Raw genomic sequence first — 1,817 nt, 5'->3', positions numbered from 1 at the left:
CCCGCCGGCGTGCGCCCCGGGCTTGCGGTCAGCGGCCTGCTGGTCGCCCTGCTCACCGGTGCCGTGCTGGTGGGGCGGGAGGTGCAGGCATACGGGCTCCTCGAACGGGTGGCCGTGCTCGCCGCGCTCGGCTGGCTGAACGTCGCCGCCGTCCGCGCCTGGTGGATGGCCGGCCACCGGCTCGGATCGCGGCAGATGCGTCAACTGCTCGGTCTGGGCGTGACCACCATGGCCTGCGTTTTCGCCGGCATCGTGACCACAATCCTGGCGCCGGTGCCGGCGAGCACGGCGAACTTCTCGGCCCGGGTCAGTCTCTCGCCCGATCCCCGCGACCTCTCCCGCGTGGTGATCGAGACCGTTCTCGGCGACGTGGACCTGAGCTTTCGCGGCCTCGCTCCGGGCGTGCGCGTCCAGCCGCAGGTCCGCGCCGAGATCACCGAGGCGATCGGCGCGGCGGGCGCCTCCATGCGGAGTCTCCAGCCCACCCCGGCCGAGCAGGACGCCGCGATCGCCGACGCGCTTACTGGTCTTGCGCTGCGTTTCGCCGCCGGTGGCCTGGTCGCGGCGACGGCTGCCGTCGTCGCACGGAGCGCCTGGCGTCACCGGCGCCCCGGCTGGCGCACCCTTGCCATCGCCACGGGGAGTTGGCTCGGCGCGCAGGCCATCGTCGCATTGGCCGCCTTCGGGACATTTGCCGGCGCCACACCCGAGCAGATCAACGCCACCGGGCTGCTCGGCACGGTCCGGAACCGGGCCGGAATTCTGGACGACCTGCAGGCCCGGTCGGCCGAGGTGGCGCCCTACCTGCAGAATGTCATCGCGCTCAGCGCCGCCCTCCAGGAGCGTTATCAGCCGGCCGAGATCGCCGACGGCAGGGTCCTCCGCATCCTGCTGGTCTCCGACATCCACGCCGGCAACCAGTACCCCCTGATGGCGTCGATCATCCGCAGCGAGGACGTCGACCTGGTCATCGACGCGGGTGACCTGGTCAACTTCGGCACGCCCGGGGAGGGCACGATCGCCGATCTCTACACGGGCATCGAGTCGCTCGGCGTCCCCTATCTGTTCGTCCGCGGCAACCACGACGCCATCTCGCCGACCGACACCGCCGTCCTCAACCGCCTCGCCGAGATCCCGAATGTCATTCTCCTGCAGCCGAATGACAGCCTCTATCAGGAGGTCGACGTCGCAGGGATCACGATCGCGGGCTTCAACGACGTGCGCTACTGGGGCGACGGCGGCAAGGGGTCGGCCGAGAAGTCCCAGGCCCCCAAGCAGCGCTGGCTGGCCAGCTTCGCGCAACGCCCGGCGGTCGATGTGGTCGTCTCGCACGAGCCCTGGGCGGTCCAGGGCATCCCGCGCGCCGGAGTGCTGATCAACGGCCACATGCACACCGCCTACCGCGAGGGCAATCGCCTCCAGGCCGGCACCTTCACCGGCGGCGGGCCGCTCACGCACTTCGTGCCGGGCCAAGGCGGGGAGGAACTCGTGGGCCAGCCCTCGGCCTTCGACCTGCTCGATTTCGGCGCCACCTGCCGGCTGACGGCGGTGCGCCGCTACCAGTTCACCAATATCTTCGAGGGCCGTCCCGCCTATGACAATGTCTCGCTCGTCAACGGCGCCGTGGTCGACACCCGCCCGGTCGATCCGCTGCGCACCTGCGCGCACAGCCAGCCGCTGCGCGTGGTCAGCGTCGCCCCGGCCACGCCACTGCGCTCGCCGTAGCCTTCGTTCCATGACCAAGTTCCGGCCGGCGACGGCCATCATCACCGGCGGCGCATCCGGCATCGGCCGGGCGCTCGCCGCCGCCCTCGTCG

Annotated in this window: 1 protein-coding gene; it reads left to right on the top strand. The window is 71.3% G+C overall.

The window, feature by feature from the left end; genetic code table 11:
- Positions 1-1,725: metallophosphoesterase (locus tag PKH97_RS15280; protein WP_324388453.1), on the top strand; the 1,725-nt coding region annotated here is incomplete at its 5' end.
- Between the last annotated feature and the right edge of the window lie 92 nt (positions 1,726-1,817).

The organism is Nostocoides sp., assembly GCF_035343835.1.
In the GTDB taxonomy this organism is placed as follows: domain Bacteria; phylum Actinomycetota; class Actinomycetes; order Actinomycetales; family Dermatophilaceae; genus Nostocoides_A; species Nostocoides_A vanveenii.
Note: the sequence above shows the minus strand (reverse complement) of the source record. Positions and strands in the feature narration are given on the sequence as shown.